This window comes from Streptomyces sp. SYSU D01066-1 (assembly GCF_054956795.1).
The window spans coordinates 22,535-43,851 of sequence record NZ_JBUDHV010000018.1 but is presented as its reverse complement, the minus strand read 5'-3'; the positions used below and the strand labels follow the sequence as shown (position 1 = coordinate 43,851).

Genomic DNA, 21,317 nt, shown 5'->3' with positions numbered 1-21,317 from the left:
TCCGTGCCGCGGTCGGTCGAGGACACATACGCGGACGGGGGTGCCGGCGTTCACTCCGCCCGCCCGGGCGGGCCGGCCTCCTGCGGCGCGGGGCGCGCGGCCGTCTCCGCGAGCGGGCCGGGCTCCAGCACGGTGCCGGCGGGGCTGGGCGGGTTGACGTACAGGGCGTGGCCGTCCGGCAGGCGGTCCAGGAGGTCGGTCACGGCGAGGCGTTCGAAGGCGAGGCCGCCCACGGCGTCGAGGTGGGGCGGGGAGGTGAAGACCGGGACCACGGGCCGGCCGTCCGCCACGGCGGCGGTCACCGGTGCTCCGTCCGGCAGGGTGAGCACCGCCACCTCGGCGCCGGCCAGCGCGCGCAGGACGTCCTCGGCCGGTCCGTGACCGGTGACGGCTTGCTGGAGGGCCCGGTCCACGTCGTCGGTGGGCGCGGGCCAGCCGAGCGCCTCCGGGGTGGGGCGGTGCCGCTCGTTGTCCTCCCACTCCTCGATCTCCCCGGTCGGGCCCGTGCGCCAGCGGCCGACCACGGCCCAGTCGGGCGGCACGCCCTCGCCGTGCCAGCCGGGGTCGACCATGCTGATCCAGTGGTCGGGCGCGAGCCGCGCGGCCTCGACGATGTCCTCGGGGGGCGCGGGCACCACCGGCGCCCGGCTCCTCCCGCTCGTCCCGTCCGTCCGCACGCGTTCTCCCTGGTCGTCGTGGTGGTCCGTCATTCCGGCCGTCCTTCCGGCTGTCCTTCCGGCCGTTCCTCCGGCCACCCCCGAGGTGACTCGTCCGCGCCCGGGGGCGGCAGGCCGAGGCCGCGCCGCAGCAGGCCGGCGAGGCGTACCGCCGCCGCGTGGTCCGCCCGGTCCGCCGCCAGCAGCTCGGCGAGCCGCCGTACCGCGTCGCGGAACTCCGCTCCGGCGTAGCGGGCGTCGGCGAGCACGGAGTGCGGTGCGGTGGGCAGGAGCAGCCCGAGGGCCGTGTCCCACGCCCGGGCGGCGTCGCCGTCCGCGCGGCCGGGCGGCAGCGCCCCGGCGAAGTCGGTGAACGCCGACCGCCACGTCCGCCGGGCCACCGCGGCCGTGACGGCGTCCAGGGCGTCCGGCCACGGGCCGGGCCGCACCAGCAGCAGCCGTACCTGGTCCAGTGGTTCCAGTGCGGTGCCGCGCAGGCCGCCGCCGAGCTGTGCCTCGACCTCCTGCCCGGGGGTCAGCGCGACGCCCGCGGCCCGGAGGTCGGCCAGTCCCACGGTGTCGGCGCCGCTGAGACCGGGCGGGTTCGCGGGCAGGTCCTCGGCCGTCAGGTGCCGGGCGACCCACTGGCGCGCGGCCTCGTCGTCGGGGACGGCGGGCACGTATCCCGCGTCGGCGGGGTCGGAGCCGGTGATCGGGATGACGTCGGGGCCGCCGGGGGTGATGCCGTCGGGGCCGCCCGTCGGGGTGACGCCGGGGGCGCCCGTCGTGATGACCTCGGGGGAGGTGGAGTCGTCGGGCGGGGATTGCGGCTCGGGCGGACGGGTCTCGGACCAGTGCGGGGCGCCGTCGGGGGGCGACACCATCACCAGCATGCTCTCCCGCGTCACCGGCCGGTCGATGACGCGCAGGGGCCGCGTCGGCATCCACACCGTCCGGGCGGCTCCCCTGCGGGCGGCGAAGGCCTCGGCCGCGGCGGTGTCCGCCGGGTCCACTCCGGCGGGGACGACCGGCACGTCCCGGTCCAGCCTCGCGAGGACGGGATCGTGGGCGAGGAGCTCGGCGATCTCCGCGTACGGCACCGGGCGGGTGCCGCCGCCCGGCCAGGGCATGTCGACCCGGCCCGAGGTGGTGCTGTTCACCTCCAGTACGTACGCGCTGGGATTTGTGCCCTTGCCGGCACCCGGCCGGTTCCAGGGCGCGAAGGACCCGCGGCCCTTCTCCAGTCCGCCGCCGGGCGAGAACACGTAGCGGTCCACCCACAGCGGGTGCAGGGAGGTCCGCCCCGTCCAGGTGCGCCCGGCGCGCACACCGGTCGCGGTGGTGACGAGGGTGCGGTCGTCCAGCGCGCCGTTGCGTTCGAGGTCGTAGGCGGCGAGCGCGGTGGGGTCGTGGACGTCGCGGCCGAGCGCCGCCGCCCTGGCCGCCGTCCGCAGCAGGTCCGTCCGTACGGACTCGTCCCGCGGGTCCTCCCCCGCGTCCAGGTGGAGCGCCTTCGCCGCCAGGGCGTCGGGGTCGGGATGGTTCTCCACGCTCTCCACGGCCTTGACCGTGGCCCACAGGGCGTCCTGCCGGTGGGCCGCGGTGACGGGCTCCGACGGGTGCAGCCCGAGGACCTGGCGGACCCACGGGTCCGGGTCGTCGTGGCCGGTCAGTTCGCGGGCCCGGTCCACGGCGGGCAGGGCGACGAAGGCGGACAGGGCGGTGTCCGGGTCGCCGGCCAGCCGCTCCGCCGCGGCCTCCAGCGCGGTCCGTACGCCGGCGGGGTCCGGCGGCGCGGGCCGGGTGCCGGGGGCGGTCACCAGGCCGTGGTGGGCGCGGGCGACCCGGTCGAGCAGGTCGAGGGTCAGCTCGCCGTACCCCCGCAGGTTCCCGTCCGCGCGGCGCATGACCTCCAGGGCGCCGATGCCGCGCAGCAGCCGCCGGTAGGTGCCGTCGGGGTCGTCCCGGTCGTCCTCCACGTCCGTGCCGAACGTCGTCCGCAGCGCGCGGACCAGGCGCAGCGTCGTGTTCCGGGCCGTCTCCGGGGTGAGGTCCGCAAGCGCCCCCAGGCCGGCCAGGACGGCCAGCTCGTCCAGTTCGGCCGGGGTCGGTTCGGGGCGCAGCCTCGCCATGTCCACCGAGTCGTTCGCCGGGGTGCCGCCGATCCCGTGGTCGTAGAGCACGCCGTCCTTGAAGCGGCTCAAGTGCTCCCGGTTCGGGGCGTAGACGTCGCGCCGGGTCACGTTGGAGACGTCCTGGGCCGGCGAGGAGACGGCGAGCGGGTCGGGGACGAACGGGCTGCTGCGCTTCAGGGCGGCGGCGGTGTGTCCGCCCGGTCCGCTCGCCCAGCAGGACAGGAACACGATGGGGGTGTCGCGGTCCAGCCGCGCCACGCTGGGGCGGCGCCGGAGGAAGCGGCCCGTCTCGGAGCCCGGGACCAGGACGTCGTTGCCGAAGTCGCGGTCCACCATGCGGGTCTGGCCCGGCAGGCCGTGGACCATGAAGAAGTAGGGCTTCCGGCCCTTCCAGGGCACCGGCCGGGGGCCGCCGGCCGGCCGGCCGGTGACCGGGTCGTAGGCGTACCACTGCGTGGAGCGGGTGAGCTGTTCGAGCCACGGTTCGCGTTGCAGCAGGTCGGCGCCGGGGAGCACCGCGCGACCGACGGGCCGGCCCTCTTCGGTGAGGGTGAAGGACTGCACCTTCTCGTCCGGGAACGCCTTGTCGTCGACGGTGCGCAGGACGCCCTGCGCCGCGGGGTCCGACCGGTCCCGGCCGTCCGGCTCCCGGCCGTCCGGGCCCAGGCCGTCCGGTCCCAGGTCGTCCGGTCCCAGGTCGCCGGGTTCGCTGCCGATCCACTGGCCCAGTGGTTCGCTGCCCATCATGCGGTCGTCGGTGACCTCGATGTGGTGCCGGCCGGTGTCGGGGTGCGGCTTCAGGGCGACCTCGCCGCTGTGCGACCACAGGGTCCGGCCGGACCGGGCGGCGGCACGGCGCGGCAGGTCCAGGCCCAGGGCACCGGCGTTCGGGGAGACCAACACCACCTCGGCGCCGGGGTCACGGCCCGCCAGTTCCCGGTCCTGTGCCAGCAGTTCGGCGAGTTCCGCCGCCGACACCCGCCACCTCCTGCTGCCGTCCGGCAGGACCAGCCTGACGTTCCTGTGATCGCCGTCCTTGGCCGCGACGACGTACGGCAGGGGGGCGCCGGGCTCACGGGCCCACGGCGCCGGCCGCGGGTCCCGGTCGTCGCCGTCCGTCACGTCGTACGAGGAGGCGTCGAGGTCCTGGACGGGCCGGCCGGTCCAGTTCCGCCCCAGCGGGGTGCCGTCGGGCGCGGTCAGGCGGGTGGCGTCGGTCAGCAGGCCCTGCCGGCCGAGGTGGTGGGCGGTCAGCGCGGCCCGGCTGGTGGCCCGTCCGGCCGCCAGCGCGTCGTCCACCAGCTCGTACAGCCGGCGCACGCGGCCGGACAGGGCGTCGGTGGTGAAGCGGGGCGCCGGCTCGGCGGTGGCGGCGGTCGCGTCGTCCACCGCGGGTGTGTCGTCCACCGCGGACGTGTCGTCGGCCGCGGATGCGTCGTCCACCGCGGATGCGTCGTCGGCCGTCTCGGGTTCGTGGTCGGACCCGGTCTCGTCCGGATCGGCGGGGCCGTCCGGCTCGTCGTCCGGCTCGCCGTCCGAGTCGTTGTCGGAGTCCGCCTCGTGCTCGTGCTCGTGCTCGTGGTCGGAGTCGCTGCCCACGTCACTGACCACGTCACTGACCAGGTCGCTGCCCACGTCACTGCCCGCGTCACTGATCACGTCACTGACCAGGTCACTGCCCGAGTCGCTGTCCGAGTCGCTCTCGGAGTCCGGGTCGTCGCCGGGGTTGTCGTCGAGGTGCAGGACGTGCCGGGCGAGCCGGTCGGGACCGGTGAAGTAGTCGTGCTCGGCGAAGTCCTCCGGGCTCAGCTCGGCGAGCCGGTCGGCGGCCGCCGCCAGCGGGGAGCGGTCGACCGTGATGACCGCCTGGCGCCGTGCGGCCCGCCCGGTGGCGCCGTCGTAGGGACCTACGGCGCTGATGTCCCGGCCGCCGCTCTCCACGGCGATCGGGAAGTCCTCGGCCCGGACCGCGGCGCCGCGTACGTCCCGGACGGTGTCCACGGCCCCCTCGTGGCGCTCCAGCTGCCGCCGGATCTCGTCACGGAGGAGGTCCCGTACCGCCTCCGCCCGTTCCCGGCCGACCGTCCCGGCGTGCTCCACGGCACCGCCGGACAGCGCGAAGCGCGGCCCGTTGCTGTACCCGGTGACCGTGATCCGGGGGATGCGCAGGCCGGCCCTGAGGTCCCGCAGGCCGGACACCACGATCTCCTCGGCCAGGTCGGCGAGGTACTGCCGCCGGGCCGGGTCGGTGATGTCCCGGTGGCGGTGCTCGAAGGCGACCCGGGAGGCCGGCGGCGCGGCGGGCTCGGCGGCGGTCCGCGCCGCCGGGGACGCCGCGGGTGCGGGGGTCGGCACGGGCGGCGCCGGGGTGTGCGGCTGCGGCACGTGGGTGCCGGCGGTGCCGTCCCACAGCGCGCGGACGGCCGTGTAGGAGTCGCCGCCGTCGCCCGGGGTGCCCTCGGCGACGTCCCACAGCGCGCGGGCGCGGGCCAGTGCCTCGTTCTCCGCGTCGGTGGCCTCGACGGGGTTGACGTCGGAGGGGCGTGCCCCGCGGGGACGGACCGGTTCTACGCTGCGCGGGTGGCGGGTCCGGGGCCGGGGGCCCTCGCCGTACAGGCGGCGCAGCAGCGGGTAGAGGGCAGGCTGCCGGGTGCGCACCCACTCCGGGCCGGCGTTGACGCGGGGCAGCCCGGTGTAGGGGTCGTCGCCGCCGTTGGCCATGAAGTAGACGTTGGTGAGCTGGGCGAAGAACTCCAGCTCGTTGCGGCTGCTGTAGTTGGGGGCGGTGCGGTTGCCGTCGGCGGTGCGGCCGTAGAGGGGACCGTCGGGCCAGTTGCCCGACTCGCCGGCCCGGGTGGTGGTGCGGAAGGTGTTGGTGATGCGCTGCCGGTCGACGGCGGTCAGCCCGTGCTGGTGGATGGTGTGGGCGAACTCGTGCAGGGTGGTCGAGTAACCGTCGGGATAGGCGGACAGGGCGGCGCCGACGTTGGTGCGCTCGCCGAGCAGGTTCTCCTCGGTGACGGCCGCGGTGCGCGCGCCGACGCCCCGCACGTCGTTCCAGGGGCGGCCGTCGCCGGTGACGGCGTCCCGCATGAAGCGGAAGGCGTCCATGGAGGTCAGGGCCTCGTTCACGGGCACCACCACGACCCGCGAGCCGGCCTTGAGCAGCCGCGCCGCGACATCGGGGTCCTGGAGCTGCCGGGCGATCTCGGCGCGGGCCCGGTCACCGGCGGAGACGGGGCGTTCGACCCCCGCGGGCACCTGGGTCATGAGGTACGCGGCGACCGAGGCGAACTCCGCCGGGGGCAGCCCGGCGCGCAGGGCGTCCACCAGGGCCGGGTCGGCGGCCAGCCGCTCGCGGTCCGCGGCCGGCAGCAGGGCCAGCGTCGCGTCGCGGTCGGCGGTGGACAGGCCGGGCAGCCGCGCGGCGAGCTCGCGGACCGGGTCCGCGGTCACCTCGGGCAGGGTGCGCAGCCCGCCGGCCAGCGCGGTCAGCTCGGCGCGCAGCGCGGGCAGGTCGGCGTCGGTGACGCCGAGGGAGCGCCAGGTCTCCTCATGCCGGGCGAGGGTGTCGGGGTCCAGGGCGGCGGAGTCGAGCAGTTCGCTGAGCCGTACGGCGAGGGAGGGGGCGGCGCCGACGGGCGGCGCGGCGCGGTAGGCGTCGGCGCGCGCGAGCGCCGGCGTGACCGTACGGGGGCTGTCGGCGGGGGTGCGGCGCAGTGTCCACAGCAGGTCGAGGAGGTCGCGTCCGCGCGGCTCGGGGTCGGTGCCGACGGCCAGCGCGAGGGCGGCGTCGGCCAGTGACTCCGCGGGCGCGGGCACGGTGAAGCCGTCGGCGGTGACCGTGCCGGCGTACGACCGGTCCACCGCGGTGACCGTGAGGTCGACGCCGTCCACCGACAGGTCGAGGACGCGGCCGGCGGCGGTGGCGGGCCCTACCCGCACCGGCGTGCCGGGCAGCGCCCGCTCCAGCGCGCCGCGCACCACGTCGGCGGCGGGCAGGGTGGCGGCGGGCAGCTCGAACCGCACGGTGTCCAGCGGCCGGGGCTGCCCGAACTGCACCCGGCCGCGGGCGGCCCCGGCCAGCACCACCGGGTGGCCGAGGCCGTGCAGCACGGCACCGGTCCGCCGGGCGACGTCGAGCTTGCGGGTGTCGTCGGCGGACCGCGTGTCCGCCCCGGTCGCCCCGGCTGTCCCGGTCGCCCCGGCTGTCCCGGTCGTCCCGGCCGCCTGCCCGGAGCCGTCCGGGGCACCGCGGCCGCCGGAGGCGGCGGGGGCGGCGGGGGGCGGGGGCGCGGCCTGCGGGGGCGGGACGGCCTCGGGCCGCGGGGCCGGCGGCGGGGGCGGGACGGCCTCGGGCCGCAGGGCCGGCGGCGGGGGCGGGACGGCCGACGCCGTCTTCACCTGGTCGGTCCGTACGACGACCCCGAGCCGGTCGCTGAACAGGGCCGCCACGTTGGTGAGCCAGTCGGCGGCCGCCGCGGCGTCCAGACCGGGCCGGACCGACTCGCTCATGTACCGGCCGGACTTGTCGTTCACCACCCAGGAACGCAGCTCCGCGTTCCAGCGGAACTCGCCGGAGACCCGGCTGCGCCCCGGCAGCGTCCGGCCGGCCGTGGGCGTGCCGTCCGCGGTGGCGAACTCCGCGGCGATGCCGGTGTGGCCCAGCCCGTCCAGCGACGCGCGCAGCCCCTCCGCCGTCAGCTCGGGGTCCTTCTCCCGCATGCCGGCCAGCAGCGCGTCGAACTGCTCGTCCGTGACGATCCGGCTGAGCTCCTCGGTGCCGACGATCACCCGGCCGTCGTCGGTGACCGTGTAGAGCCACACCGCGTCCGGGTTGCCGGTGATCAGCAGGTCCGGGTCCACCTCGTCCAGCGGCACCCAGGCGGGGTTCAGCCGTACGTCGCCGTCGTCGTCGCGCTCCTCGGCCTTGACGCGTTTGGGGCGGACCGCGTCGCCGAACCGGTCGCCGGGTTCGGCGTCGCTGCCGTCGTAGTGGTCGCTGCCGTTGTAGTAGACCTCCATCCGGCGCAGGGCGTTGTCGGGGCCCGCGCCGCTGATCCGCCGGGCGCCCGACGGCAGCGGCCGTACCACGTCCGTCAGCACCCCGAACGCGTGCGCCAGCAGCGGCAGGAACGTCTCGCCCGCCGGAGTCCCCCAGCGGTTCTCCCAGTGGGTGACGGCGTCCACCAGGAGGGGGAGTTCCTCCTCGTCCAGCGGGGCGGTGCTCTCGGTGTAGGCGGTGGTGAGCAGCCGGCCCAGGGCGGCGTCGTCGAGGTCTCCGGGGGCCGGCAGCAGGCCGTGTTCCGCCAGGTGCTCGAACATCCGGCGCGGGCCCAGCTCCGCGGCCTCGGCCGCCAGGGCGGCCCGCGCGTCCCGCGCCGGGACGTCCGGGCCGGGAGGCGTCGCCGCCAGACGGGCGTCGACGTAGCGCTCCAGCAGGTCGTCGGGGTCGAGCGCCTCGGGCACCGGGACGGACCTGACCCCGTGGTGGGCGAGCTGGGCGAGCATCTCCGCCCGGTCCATGCCCTCGACGCGGGCGGCGAAGGCGTTGGCGGACGTCTGCCGGAACTGCCCGGTGATCTGCGGGTGCAGCCGTCCCCCGCTGCGCTCCACGTACGCCTCGACGTAGGACCGCACGGCCCGCAGCGCGGCGACCGCGGGGCCGGTGGGCGGCCGTCCGGTCCTGGCGCTCTCGTCGGCCTGCCGGACCAGTTCGCGGCGGACGTCGGCGGGGCGCCCGAGCCAGTCGTAGGCGGCGCGGTCGGTGGCGGCCAGGCCGCCCAGCCGGCTGCGCAGGTGGACGGGGTCACCGGCCATGAAGGAGTACAGGAGGCACTCCCCGGTGGCGGGCACCCGGACCCGGCGGCCCCGCGCGCGGGTGTCGCCGGCCGGCGACCGCCCGTCCTCCGTGTCCGGGTCCCCGGGCGGCGCGGGAGGCGTGGGCGGGGCCGGTGGGGCCGGCGGCGCGGGCGGTTCGTCCGGGGACGGGTCCGTCCGCGGGTCAGCCGGGTCGGCCGTCCCCGTCCCCGCCGGATCAGCCGGATCGACCGGGTCCGCCGGGTCCGCCGAATCGACCGGGTCCGCCGGATCGGCCGAGTCAGTCGGCAGCGCCAGTTGGTAGTGGCGGTCCTGGAGGCTCAGCACCACCGGGGTGGTGGGGCGTGCGGAATCGGCGACCAGCCCCCGCAGGCCGCTGTCCGCGGCCGGGTCCGCGGGCGGGAAGGTCTGGAAGCCGCCGTCCGCCCGCACCACCGTGACCGGCACGTCGAAGGTCCGGGCGGCGAGCAGCGGGAGCAGGTCCGCCGCGCCGTGGTCCCAGCCGGAGCCGTCCTCGGCGTCGCCGCCCCGCAGGAGCTGCGCGACCGCCAGTTCGGCCCGTACCCCGGGCGTCAGGTCGACGGCGTGCGGCAGCAGACCGCCGAGGCCGTCGAACTCGCGGCGGGCGGGGGTGTCCGTGCCGAGGTCGAGGCCGGCCGCGGCGATCTCCGCCGCGCTGAAGGCGTCGGTGGCGTCCGGGGCGACGACGGCCAGCAGGTCGGCGTCGGCGTGGTCGGTGAGCCAGGACGCCGTCCGGCGGCGCAGGTCGGCCATGGCGCGCGGACCGTCGAGGTCGATGCCGTGCGCGGACAGCAGCCCCGGCGCGGTGTGTTCGAGGCCCTGGGCGAAGGCGCGGAAGAAGGCGTCGCCGTCCCTCGGCACGTCGTGGAGCGTGTACGTCTCGCCCGTGGGGGACGTCAGGACGGTGTCCGCCCCGGTACCGGTCCTGGTGTAGCGGGGCGGGGCCGGTGAGGCGGGCGCGGGCGCCTTGGGCGGCGCCTGGTAGGTCACCGGCGGCGGTTCGGCGAGGCCGTCCAGTTCCGCGCGGCCCTCCTCGGTGGCCGCGAGCCGGTGCCAGCGGGTGAGCTGGTCGGCGCCGGCCCGGACCCGGTGGTACTCCGCGGCGGCCGTCTCCGCCGTCTCCCGCAGCGCCTCCAGTTCGGCGCGGCGGGCGTCGAAGGCGTCACGTGCCGCGTCCCGGCGGGCGGTGGCGGCGTCGAGGGCCCGGCCGGGCGCCCGCGCGGACAGCAGGGCCGCGTCGAGCCGTGCCTCGGCCGCGGCCTTGTCGGCGCGCGCGTCCGCGACCCGCTGGTCCGCCGTGCGGCGCAGGGCGTCGGCGGCCGTCCGCGCCGCGTCCAGCCGGGCCCGGGCGGCGTCCAGTCCGTCCCGCAGGAGCTGCGCCCAGCCGTCGTGCTCGGGTTCGGCGGTGCTCTCGTCGGCGGCGGCCGTGTCCACCTCGGCCTGTGCGGCGGCCACCGACGCGTCCGCGCCGGCGTGGTCCCGGCGGGCGTCGGTCTCGGCCTGCCGCAGGGCGGTGTCGGCGGCGGTGACACCGGCCCGGGCCAGGTCGACGGGGCGTTCCGCCGTGCGGGCGACGGCGGCGGCCTCGTCCAGGGCGGTCTGCGCGGCGTCGAGGTCCGTGCGCAGGGCGGCGGAGGCGCGGCGCTTCTTCCAGTAGGCCTTGTCGGCGTCGACCCACGCCTTGCTCGCGCGGTCGACGGCGTCCCAGGCCGACTTGACGCGGGCGGGGAAGTTGGCGTCGGTGATGAGTTTCAGGTCGCGGGCGACGTCCTCCCGGATCCAGGTGACGACGTACGCCTCGGACTCCATCGCCTGCGGGCCGGGCCGGGCCCTGCCGCCGAAGGTGCCGCGGACGCGGTCGGCGAGTTTCGAGTCCACGACGCCGCGGTGCACGTCGCCGACGGCGAGCCAGGTGGCCGGGACGGCGAACAGGAAGGACCGGCCCGTCTTCGGCTTGAGGTTGCGGGAGGTCAGGTGGTCGTCGCCGACCGGCATGCCGTCGCCGTCGAGGTCGTTGGGGCCGGGGACGGACAGGCCGATCTGGTTGAGGCCCGCGTTGTCCGGCGAGTCGTACAGGAAGGCGCCGCCGAGACCGCCGGCCTGGGTGTGCTCGGCCGCCGCCGACGTGCCGGCGTTCTCCCCGTACCGCCTGAGCACCTCCAGTTTCTTGCCGTCGGCGACGGTCAGCAGCCGGGCGCGGCTGAAGTCGGGGGTCGAGCGCAGGACCAGGTGCCCGGTGTCGGTGCCGACCAGGGACTTCTCGGTCAGCCCGACCACCTGGTAGCCGTCCGGGTCGGTGGTGCGCGGGAAGAACGCGGTGAGGGCGGTGGAGCTGGTGCCGTCCTCCAGCGCCTGTGCCGAGCCGGTGCCGAGCCGGGTCAGGCCGGTCTCCCGGGTCCTGCGCAGCAGTGCGACGAGGCCGTCGGTGCCGGGACCCCCCTCGGCCTCCAGGGCCGCCAGGGAGAAGCCGGCGTCGTAGGCCCGGGTGAGCAGGAGGTCGTTGGCGATGCGGATGTTGTCGACGCCGATGATGCCGCGGGGGTGCATGCCGTTGTCCGGGAAGGTGAACGGCCGCAGGGTGCCCTCGCCGTCCCGGACCAGCACCTCCGTGCCCGTCTCGGGCAGCGGCACCGGCCGGGGCGCTCCGGCCAGGGCGGGGTCGGCCGCCGGGTCGGGCGCGGGCAGCCGCCGGGGGGCCGGGGAGGTGCCGGTGCCGTCCGCGTCGGGTGCCGCGGGGGCCGGCACCGGCTCCATCAGGCTGAGCGGTACGTGCTCGCGCAGCTCGCCGACGTCGTCCTCCGCCACGACGCGCAGCCGGTTGCGGAACCGGTCGAGGGCCGTGGTCCCGTCCGCGCGCGGCTCGCCGGTGGCGCGGGCGCCGGTGTGGGGGGTGTCGTCGGCCTCCAGGGTGATCCGCATCCGGTAGGGGGTGACGACCTCCGCGTGCGGTTCGGTGGAGGCCGCCCGGTAGATGGTGACCGTGGTGACCGTGTGGCTCGACGAGACCGTCTGGCGGTGCGAGCCGCCCTCGGCGTACACCGGTCCGGCGGCGGGGACCTGGGCGTTGCCGGTGTGCGCCAGCTGGGAGGTGAGCAGGCCCACGTCGGCGCCGGTCACGGACTCGGAGCTGTCCTGCGCGGTCTCGATGGCCCGCCGGTTCTCCTCCAGCTCCGCGCTGTGGTCGAGCCCGTCGAACACGGGGGTGCCGGGGATCAGCTCGACGCGGGTCCGCACCCGTCGGTCGCCGATCCGCACGCTGTCCCAGCCCCAGGCCCCGACGGTGACCGTCGTCGACGGGCCGGTGGTCGTCATCTCCCCCTTCAGGGCCCGGGTGGCGCGGGCCGTGACCAGTTGCCGGATCCGCTCGTGGCTCGCCTCGTCGAGTCCGAGTCCGCGCAGCCGTTCCTCGAAGGCGAGCAGCACGTCGGTGGGGTCGAGCGCGTTCACCGCGTACGTGCCGAAGGCGGCGCGGCCCAGCCAGGGCTGCGGCGTCCACTCCTGCCGCGTGTAGCGGGGCACCTCGCCCATGCCGTCGTCGAGCAGCCCCATGCGGTGCGCGCTCTTCTCGGGCAGGTGCCCCAGCAGGCCGCCGGGGGTGGTCAGTTCGGTCCCGGCCGCGCCGGCCAGGGAGCGCGGTACGAGGGAGCTGGCCGCCGCGGCCGTCCCGATCCGTCCGGTGCCCAGCCGGCTGGTGGTCAGCGCGAACCAGTGCCGCACGTCGCCGGCCACCAGCACCTGGTGGGTGAAGCCCTTGCGGTTCATGTCCGCGACGACCGTCCGTACGACGGTGGCGCTGCGGGCGTGGGACGTGGAGACGGGGTTGGCGACGACGCCGTAGCTGCTCAGCAGGCCGTGGCCGGGGTTGCGGGCGACGGCGTAGACCAGCTGGCCGCCGAAGACGAAGCTGGTGCTGTTGCTGGTCTTGCCGGCCGCCTGCCGGGTGCCGCCGAGGGTCATCTCGGTGTCCATGGACATCGGCGGGGTGAGGACGTGCAGGTCCCCGACGGTCGTCGCGTACCGGAAGGTCCCCCACAGCTCGCCGAACGGGCCCTTGCCCAGCAGTCCGCTGCCCACCAGGCCCAGCGGCCCCGAGCTCTGGTCGAAGCCGGCCGCCAGGTACTGCGGGGTGAAGGTGCGGACGATCGCCTCCCGGGTGGGGGCGCCGTCCCGCACCAGCTGCCAGGCGCTGCCGGACGCCGTGCGCAGGACCCGGTCCACCTCCGTGAGCAGGGTGGGCGACAGCACCATGTTGACGATCACGAACGGGTGCTGCCGGAACTCCCGGAACCGCCGGGTCCCGCGGTCGGCGAGCCGTCCGGCGGGCTGTCCGTCGCCGGTGCCGGCGGGCAGCACCAGGTCGCCCCTGGCCAGGGCGAGGGCCCGCCCGGTGGGCAGGTCGACGGGGGCGGGCTCCTCGGTCAGGTAGGGGTTGAGCGCCCCGTCCGCGTACGGGTCGGCGTCGGGGGTGTGCTGGACGGGCACGCCGATGAGGACCTGTCCGGTCATCGGGCCGCCGTCGCTCAGCAGGCCGGTGGCGGTCCGCCCGAAGAGCACGTTGACCGGCTCGTCCAGGACCAGCAGGCCCGGCAGTCCGAGGCCGACGCCGCGGACCAGGCCGCGGGGCCGCCAGTAGCCGCCCAGGGTCGCGGTGAGCGCCATGTCGTAGCGGTAGAGGTGGGTGGGCTGGTTGCTCACCGACATCGGCTCGTTGGTGACCGTCGAGCCGAAGGAGGTCTCCGCCTCCCACTGCCCTCCCCAGCGCGCGCCCAGGGTCAGGCCGAGGGTGTTGCGGGGGATGCCCGCGCTGTCGGTGTTGTTGTCGCGGCCGGAGAACGTGCCCTCGAAGCCCAGGTCCAGGCCGCGCTTCGCGCTGCTCTGGCCGTCGAGCCGGTCGATGCCCTGGGCGCTGAAGCGCATGCCCTCGCTGGTGTCCTTGCCCGCGTACCGGCGCCCGGTCAGCGTCGCGTGCGCGCGCAGGGTGTAGTAGGTCTGGCCGACGGCGTCGGGGTCGGTGAGCCGGACCGGCAGGCCGACCGTGGTCAGCGCCTCCAGGTTGGCGGTGACGTTCTGCTGGGAGAGCACCCCGAGGACCTGGAGGGTGTTCTGCAGCGCGATCCGGTACTTGACGGGGTCGGTCCACTGCGGCGGCACGGGCAGGGCCTGCGCCGCGCGCAGCACCCGGTCCGGGCGGCGCGCGAGCAGGTCGTTGAAGCGGGTGCGCCAGCCCTTGGGCAGGTTCGGCGGCAGCAGCTGGTCGAGGGGGACCACCAGTCCCCGGCGCCGGCGCGCGAGGGCGTCCACCACGCCGTCGGCGAAGGCGTCCAGCAGGGTGCGGCCGACGCCGTCCGCGGCGTCCGGCGTCACCCGGGTGCGCCGGCCGTCGTCGAAGGTGAACTCCTTGACCCGGTGCATGCCCAGGGTCCGGGGGCGGTCCACGGTCAGGTAGGCCGGGACGTGCGGCGGGGCGGCGCCGTTGCGCAGGGCCATCGTGCTGCCGTCGTCCCAGCCGGCCAGCCGCCGCGCCTCGGAGCTGGTCATCCGGTCCAGGCTCCAGGTGAGGAACCGCGTCGGCGGCGTGTTGTCCCCGGCCTGCCGCACCCGGACCGACTTCACCACCAGGTACAGGGCGGTCCTGGGGCCCTTGACCTGGCCGGCCGACTTGAGGGTGCCCGCCCCGCCGAGCCCGGCCGACCAGGTCCGGGCGTACGTGTACTGCCCGGTCGGTCCGGCCTGGAGCCGCAGGTCGAAGGGGGCCGTGCCGGGGTCGTGGAAGTTGAAGGCCGGTCCGGCGACGGCCTGCAGCAGCAGGCTCCTGCCCTGCGCCCGGCTCCGCTCGCTGCGGACCGTCGAGGTGTTGATGTCCCGCATCTCGGCCTGGTCGGTCTCGCCGACGAGCACCGCCGCCCGCGGGATCACCTCCTCCACCACGAACACGCCCAGCGGCGACTTCTTCTTGTCGTCGGCGAACAACGGCGGGGTGGTGACCCGGCCGCGGGCCAGCGTGCCGCCGTGCCGCTGGAAGCTGTCGGACGAGAAGAAGGTGTCCAGCTCGGTGTAGGCCGAGCTGCCGGGCAGGGCGCCGATCCGGCCGGCCGCCCAGTCGCGGATCATCGCGACGGGACCGAACCCCTCGATGCGGACGAACCGGTACTGGGACTCGCGGTCCAGGTCGATCGAGCGGGGGATGCGGCCCGGTTCCGGGATCTTGGTGACGCTGTCGGGCAGGCGCACCAGGAGCCCGTTGACGATGCCGAAGGTGGCCCGGGCGGGGGTGGCGGGGCCGGTGAGGGCGCCGGTGCCCGTCTTCGGCCGCGCGCCCGCCGGTACGTCCCGTGGGTCCTCCGCCGCGGTGACGGTCCGTCCGTGGGCGTCGGTGACCCGTATCTCGTAGTGGACGTCGTCCAGGAACGACCGCGAGCCGTCCAGGGTCCGCGTCTCCATCTGGTTCATGCGCTGGTCGGTGAGCGTGTAGCCGACCTTGTCGATGAAGCCGAACCGCAGGGCGAGGCGGCCGAACCCGGCGAACGCCGCGGTGCCCGCCGGACCGATCGGACCGCCGAGGCCGAACTGGGAGTTGGCCTGCATGTTCTTGGTCAGCCCGAACGTGGCGGCGCCCCGGTGCATGCTGTCGATCTTCGAGGCGTGTCCGACGCCGTCGTCGAACTGCGACCAGTTGCCCCGGTGCAGCGCCCTGACGTACAGGACCCGGGCCTCGCCGTCGGCGTTGACGTACGGGAAGGGGCGCCCGGTGCCGTCGGCCAGGGTCTTCGGTTTGTCCCGCAGCGTCAGCCGTACGTCGGTCAGCAGACGGGTGTCCGTGGCCGGCCGGGTCGCCCGCCTGCGCCGCACCACGCGGTCGATCTCGGCCAGCGCCTGGTCGATGCCGCGCAGGGTGACCGTGCTCTGGCCGAAGGTGCTGGGGCTGGACAGGAGCTGGGCGGTCTCGGCGTCGGTGAGGCCGGGGGGCAGCAGCGACCGGAGGTCGTCGACGTACTTCGGCATCCGCCGGCCGTCCTCGAACCGGGCGGGGGTGCGGCGCGGGTCCGGGGGCGGCATGTCGGGGTCGAGGCGCGGGCTGCCCGGCGGGGGCGGCGGGTCCGGCTCCGTGCGCGCCACCGTCGTGAGGGGGCCGGTGGAGGGGGTGACGAGGGGGGTGGGGGTGGGGGTGGGGGCGGACGTCGTCGTGGTCGTGGTCGCGGTCGTGGTCGCGGTGGTCGTCGGAACGGTCGTGGTCGCGGTCACGCTCGCGGGTGCGTTCGTGGTCGCGGTGGTCGCCGGAGCGGCGTCCTCGCCGGCGAAGGTGACGGTCTGGCCGGTGCCGGTCCCCGTGGAGGTGATGCTCGGTGGGAGGAGGTCCTGGGGGCGCACGACCCCCCAGTCGGAGGCCACCTGGCCACCGGGCACGGTGGACAGCAGGGTAGGCATGTGCGGCCTGGACTGACCGGTGGATGCCAACCCGGCGTTGCCCCGCGAGGCCCACACGCCGCGGCCGGTCACCGCGCTGACGACGGTGCGCGGATCGGTGGCCGAAGGGCTTCCGGCCGCGGCGGGCGTGGCCGGTACCGCCTTCGAGACGGCCAGCACCACGTCGACGTCCAGGTGGTGGTTGGACAGCACCGGGTCCCGCGACAGCACTTCGGCGACCTCGTCGTACGGCACCCGGCGCCGCGGCAGACCGGGCAGGGTCATGAGGACGTGGCCCGTCTCGCTCCCGGCCCACACCAGGTACGGCGTCGGCCGGCCGGGGGCGCTCCACGGCGCGGGCTCCACCCGCACCGGCTGGTATCCGCCGCCGGGCTTCGGCTCGGCGACGACGACCCGTTCGATGTCCGCCTTCACGCCCGGCGCGGACTGCGCCCACAGCCGGCCCACCGGCTCGTCGGCGGGGTTGCGCAGCTCCGTCTCGGGGGCGAAGGCGCCCAGCACCTCCAGGTGGAAGGCGGCCAGCTCGGTCGGGCTGTCCAGGTTGCGTCCCACCGCCGCGGCCTGTGTGACCAGCCGGAACAGGTCCGCGCGCCGGGCGGGGTCCGGCTGGTCGAGGTGGAGCGCCTTGGCGGTGAGGGCGTCGGGGTCGGCGGTCCGCCCCTCCCACTCCAGGGCCTTGACCGTCGCCCAGAACAGCCGGGACCGCTCCGGCTCCCCCACCGTCGCCGGGTCGCCCTCCAGCCGCAGGACCGCGGCCGCCTCGGCGTCCAGGTTCACGGTGCCGCTCAGCCGCCGCGCCGCGGCGACGACCTCGGGCAGGGCGACGAAATCGGCGAGGGCGCTGCCGGGCCGGCGGTGCGCGGCCTCGGTGGCCGCGACCAGCAGTTCCCGGTAGGCGTCGGGGCCCACGTCGCCGTCGGCCGTGCCGTGCCGTTGCAGGCGGTCCGCCCGGGCCGCGCGTTCGAACAGGTCCATGGTGAACGGGCCGAAGCCGCCCAGCACCGGATCACGCTCCCGCATCGCCTCCAGCTCGCCGATGCCGCGCAACAGGTCGGGATAGCCGGGATCGTCCTCGACGGCCGGGCCGAGGGCCAGCCGCAGGGCGCGCACCAGGCGCAGCGCCCGGTCCCGGGTCGCCTCGGGGGCCGGTCCGGGGCCGGTGTGCAGGCCCGCCGCGCGGGCCCGGTCGTCGAGTACGTCGCCGGCGGGTTCGGGGCGGTGCTCCACCCACCGGCCACGCCGCCCCTGGGCGTCGGTGAACGAGACGTGCACCCAGCCCCGGCCGGGCAGCGGCGCGAGCCCGACGGACCGGGTGCCGCCGTACACGGTGCGTCCGGTGATGTTGGCGGTCTGCTGGCCCTCGCTGAGGGCGCCCAGCGGGTCGGGGACGAAGGCGTCCCGCGCGGCCCGGCGGGGGCGGGTCACCCCCTCCTGGGCCGCGTCCCAGCACGCCTCCATCACCACACCGTGGTCCGGGGGGAGCTGGGCGAGGCTGGGCCGCCGTTTGAGCATGCGCCCGGTCTCGCCGCCGCGGGCGACCTTGACCGTGTTCCCCTCGGTCGGCAGGTGCGTCTCGCCGGACCGGGCGTGGGCGGCGAAGACGTACACCGGCTTGCCCGCGAACGGGACGGGCTGCGGGTCCCGGGTCCAGACCTCGGTGGCCGGGTTGCGGTGCCACAGCTCGGTCGCCTTCGTCGCGTTCCGCAGCGCGTTCAGCGACTTCGGGGCCTCGGCGTCGTCGAACACGGCACGGCCGATCGGCCCGCTCTCGGTGACGATGGTGTGGGTCAGCAGCTGGCGCTCCCACGCCGGGACGTCGTCGTACTCGGCCGGATCGAGGACCTGGCCCGGGGTGCTGCGGATCCAGTCGGCGCGCGGCCGGCCGTCGCCGACCACCAGGGAGACGATGTCCGGCAGGGACGGGTCCTGCTGCGGATCCAGCCGGACGGCGCCGTTGGCCGACCAGACGTCCCTGCCGGTGCGGGCCGCCGCCCGGCGGGGCAGGTCCAGGCCCCGGGCGCCCGCCCCGGGGACCAGCAGGACGACGGGGACGTCCGCGGGGAGCGCGGCCAGCGCCGGATCGCGGACGAGCAGTTCGGCGAACACGTCCATCGGCACCCGGCGCGGGCTGCCGTCGTAGCCCCGGACCACGACGTGGTCGTACGCGCCCGACGCGATGATCACGTACGGATCCGGCCCCCCGGGCCGGCTCCACGGGGCCGTGGTGACGTCCCCGTGCCGATAGGTTCCGTCGGCCTCGCGGACGGCCCTCCCCACCTGCGTCATGTCCACGTCCGCGATATCCACGCCCGTCCAGTTGCGGCCCCACGTGGTGCCGTCGAGGGCGGTCAGGGCGTGCGAGGGGGCCAGCGCCCCGCGAAGGTCGAGGTGGAACGCGGCCAGCTCGGAGAGGCTGCCGGCGGACTCCACCGCCTCGTCCATCGCCACCCGGAACAGTTCGCCGCGGTGGGCGGCGGTCACCGGCACCGTGGCGTCCAGGCCGAGCACGCGGCGGGCCACGGCGTCCAGATCGAGCGGGCCGCCGCGCAGGTCGGGGTCGAGGCCCCGCAGGTGATCGAGGCGGCCGATGGCCTCCTGGACGCCGGGGTAGATGCGCTGGGTCGCGATGTCGTTCCCGAAGACCTCCGTCAGCAACTGCCGCTGGTGCGCCAGTTGCTCCGGCGTGAACGACGGCGCCTGCGGCGTCGCGTCCGCCTCGTCGTCGGTGTCGCCGTCCTCCCAGTCCATGATCATGTCGGTCGAGTCGGGGGAACCGGCGTCGGAGCTGAAGTACTGCATCCCGGCGGGACCGGCCTGGCCTGCCACGGGGGCCACTGGGGCCGTCCCCGGGGCCACCGGGTCGGCCTGGCCGACCGGCACGGCCTCGGACTCCGTCGACACGGCGGGCCGGCGGGGGGTGGCCTCTGCGAGGACGTCGGAGTCGTCGGTGGGGGTGGGGGTGGTGCGGAGGGCGGAGGTGTGGGAAGTGGCGGGGGTGGTGGACGTTGTGGGGGTGGTGGACGTTGTGGGGGTGGTGGACGTTGTGGGGGTGGTGGACGTTGTGGGGGTGGTGGACGTTGTGGGGGTGGTGGACGTTGTGGGGGTGGCCGGTGTTGTGGAAGTCACCGACGTTGTGGGCGTGCTGGATGTGACGGGGGTGGTGGGGGCTACTGGCGTCGTCGAAGTAACCGGTGTCGCCGGAGTGACGATGCCTGTTGGGTCGGCGGAGACGACGGAGTCCGTGTCCGCGGTGTCCCTGGTGCCGGCGGGGACAACAGAATCCGTGTCGGCGGTGTCGCTGGCGGCGACGGGCGAGGCGGCCGGAACCGGGTCGGCGTCGAAAGAGGTGTTGGGGCGTGCCGTGGGGGCGGTGGCTGTCGGGCTGCCGCCAGCGGTGCCGGCGGTGGAGGGGAGCTGCGTCGCCGGGACCGTGGATGTCGGCGGCACCTGCCCGGGGAGCATCGTCTCGTCCTGCCCGGTCACCGAGTCCGTGGTGTCGACGTCGACCTGGCTGAGGTCGGACTGGACGACAGGGGACGTGGCGGGCGTGACGTCCCCGTCGAAAACCACGTCCGTGTCCACGTCCAGGTCCACGATCCGCTGTACGGGATCGGAAACCGCGGAGGGCTGCACACGGCTCGGGACTGACGTCGTCCCGTCCTGGTACTGGGTGACCGACTGCGCTACGGGAACGGACGAACCGTCGGCCGAGTCGTTGCCGTAGTCGCGCGTGTAGTCCGTGTAATCCGTGTAGTCCGGCACGTAATCGGACGTGAGGTCCGACAAGGAGTCCGGCGTGTAATCGGACGAGGAGTCCGGCACATAGTCAGATGTGCGGTCCGATGAGGAGTCCGGCACGTAGTCGGACGTGGAGTCCGGCACGTAGTCGGACGTGGAGTCCGGCACGTAGTCGGACGAGTAGTCGGAGATGGAGTCCGATGTCGTCCGGGAGTTGAGCGTCGAGAAGACGGAGTCGCCGCTCAGGCTATCCGTCGAGGAAGACGAGTACGGCGAGGAAGAGCTGTAAGGCGAGGAAGTGGTGTAAGGCGAGGAGGAGCTGTAAGGCGAGGAAGAGCTGTAGGGCGAGGAGTCGCTGTACGGCGAGGAGTTGCTCGTGGGCGTGGAATCCGGGACCGACCGGTTGGTGGACTCCGTGCCGTAGTCGTAGCCGGAGTCGGAGTCGGAGTCGTAGCCGGAGTCGTAGTCGACGTCATTGTTCAGGTCATTGGTCTTGACGTAGTTGTTCTTGTTGCCGGCGCCTGTACTGACGTCACTAACGTCAGTGTTGTCGTTGTTGCCGAAGTCGGTCCGATTGACGTTCAGGTTCTGGAAGAAGTTCTGGTTCAGCCATTTCCCGCCGTACTCCGCGACGCCCGAGGCCGCCTCGAAGAGGAGCCCGCTGGTGCCGGCGGAGAGGAACGTCCCAGGATTGAGGGAGAACGTGCCGGTGAAGAAGAGCTTGGTGAACGCCTCCGCGAAGGTTTCGGCCTGGCCTTCGTTGATGAAGGTGAGGGGGAGGTCGAACACCTCCTTCCATGCCGGGCTGTCCTTGAAGAACTTCTTCACGAACGGCGCGGTGACCTCCGAGAACACGCCTCCGAACAGCCCCGCCAGGGCGCCCACGACGGCTGACTGCCCGATGTCCGTCCAGTCGAAATTGTTGCGCCGCCGGTCCGGGTCGTCCGGCGCGGTCATCGAGATGACCTGCGACATGAACGTGACGAACGCCTCCTGGATCGCCTCCAGCACCGCCGACAGCGGGGTCGGGATGGCCCGGCTCATCCGTTGCAGGATCAGCAGTATGCTGAGCGCGGTACGCGCCTTCGTCAGGGCTATCTCGGTCAGCGAGGTGCCGCCGGTGATGAGGGCGAGCGCGGCGATCAGCGCCAGTTCGATGTTCATCAGGATGAACTCGAGGAGGATCTGGTATTTTCCCTCGCTGAGTTTCATCGACCGGTCCGTCTGCCGGGACCCGATGTCCCGCAGCTCGGTGGAGAAATTTTTCAGGTGATTCTCTCCGCTGTCGTCGACGAAGAGCTTCACCGCGGCGACGAATTCCTTGGCGATCTCCGGGGGGAGCGACTTCCCCGCGGTTTCGATCGCTCCCTTCATCGCGTCGGACAGCGCGTCGATGTCGTCCGCCAGCCGGTTGTAGGCGCCACGGCTGTCGAAGCCCTGGTCCTCATTGCCGGTGGCGACGTTCGCGCCGACCCAGACCTCGATGAACTCCCGCAGAGCGGGTGGGAAAATGATCGCCATT

2 protein-coding genes are annotated in these 21,317 nt (G+C 75.1%); both read right to left on the bottom strand.

The features are described 5' to 3' along the window. Positions 1 to 50 precede the first annotated feature (50 nt). Positions 51 to 710 carry a type VII secretion system-associated protein gene (locus tag ACY1JF_RS18360; RefSeq protein ID WP_462706223.1) on the bottom strand — a complete coding sequence of 220 codons (660 nt, stop codon included), beginning with the start codon at positions 708 to 710 and terminating at the stop codon, positions 51 to 53. Continuing rightward, complete coding sequence (locus ACY1JF_RS18355; protein ID WP_462706222.1) at positions 707 to 21,316, bottom strand: lonely Cys domain-containing protein; 20,610 nt, start codon at positions 21,314 to 21,316, stop codon at positions 707 to 709. The genes ACY1JF_RS18360 and ACY1JF_RS18355 overlap by 4 nt, the downstream gene beginning before the upstream one ends. Position 21,317 lies beyond the last annotated feature (1 nt).

Excerpts from the sequence above, each read along its gene's own strand:
- ACY1JF_RS18355 (WP_462706222.1), bottom strand. The coding sequence starts at position 21,316 with ATGGCGATCATTTTCCCACCCGCTCTGCGGGAGTTCATCGAGGTCTGG.
- ACY1JF_RS18360 (WP_462706223.1), bottom strand. The coding sequence starts at position 710 with ATGACGGACCACCACGACGACCAGGGAGAACGCGTGCGGACGGACGGG.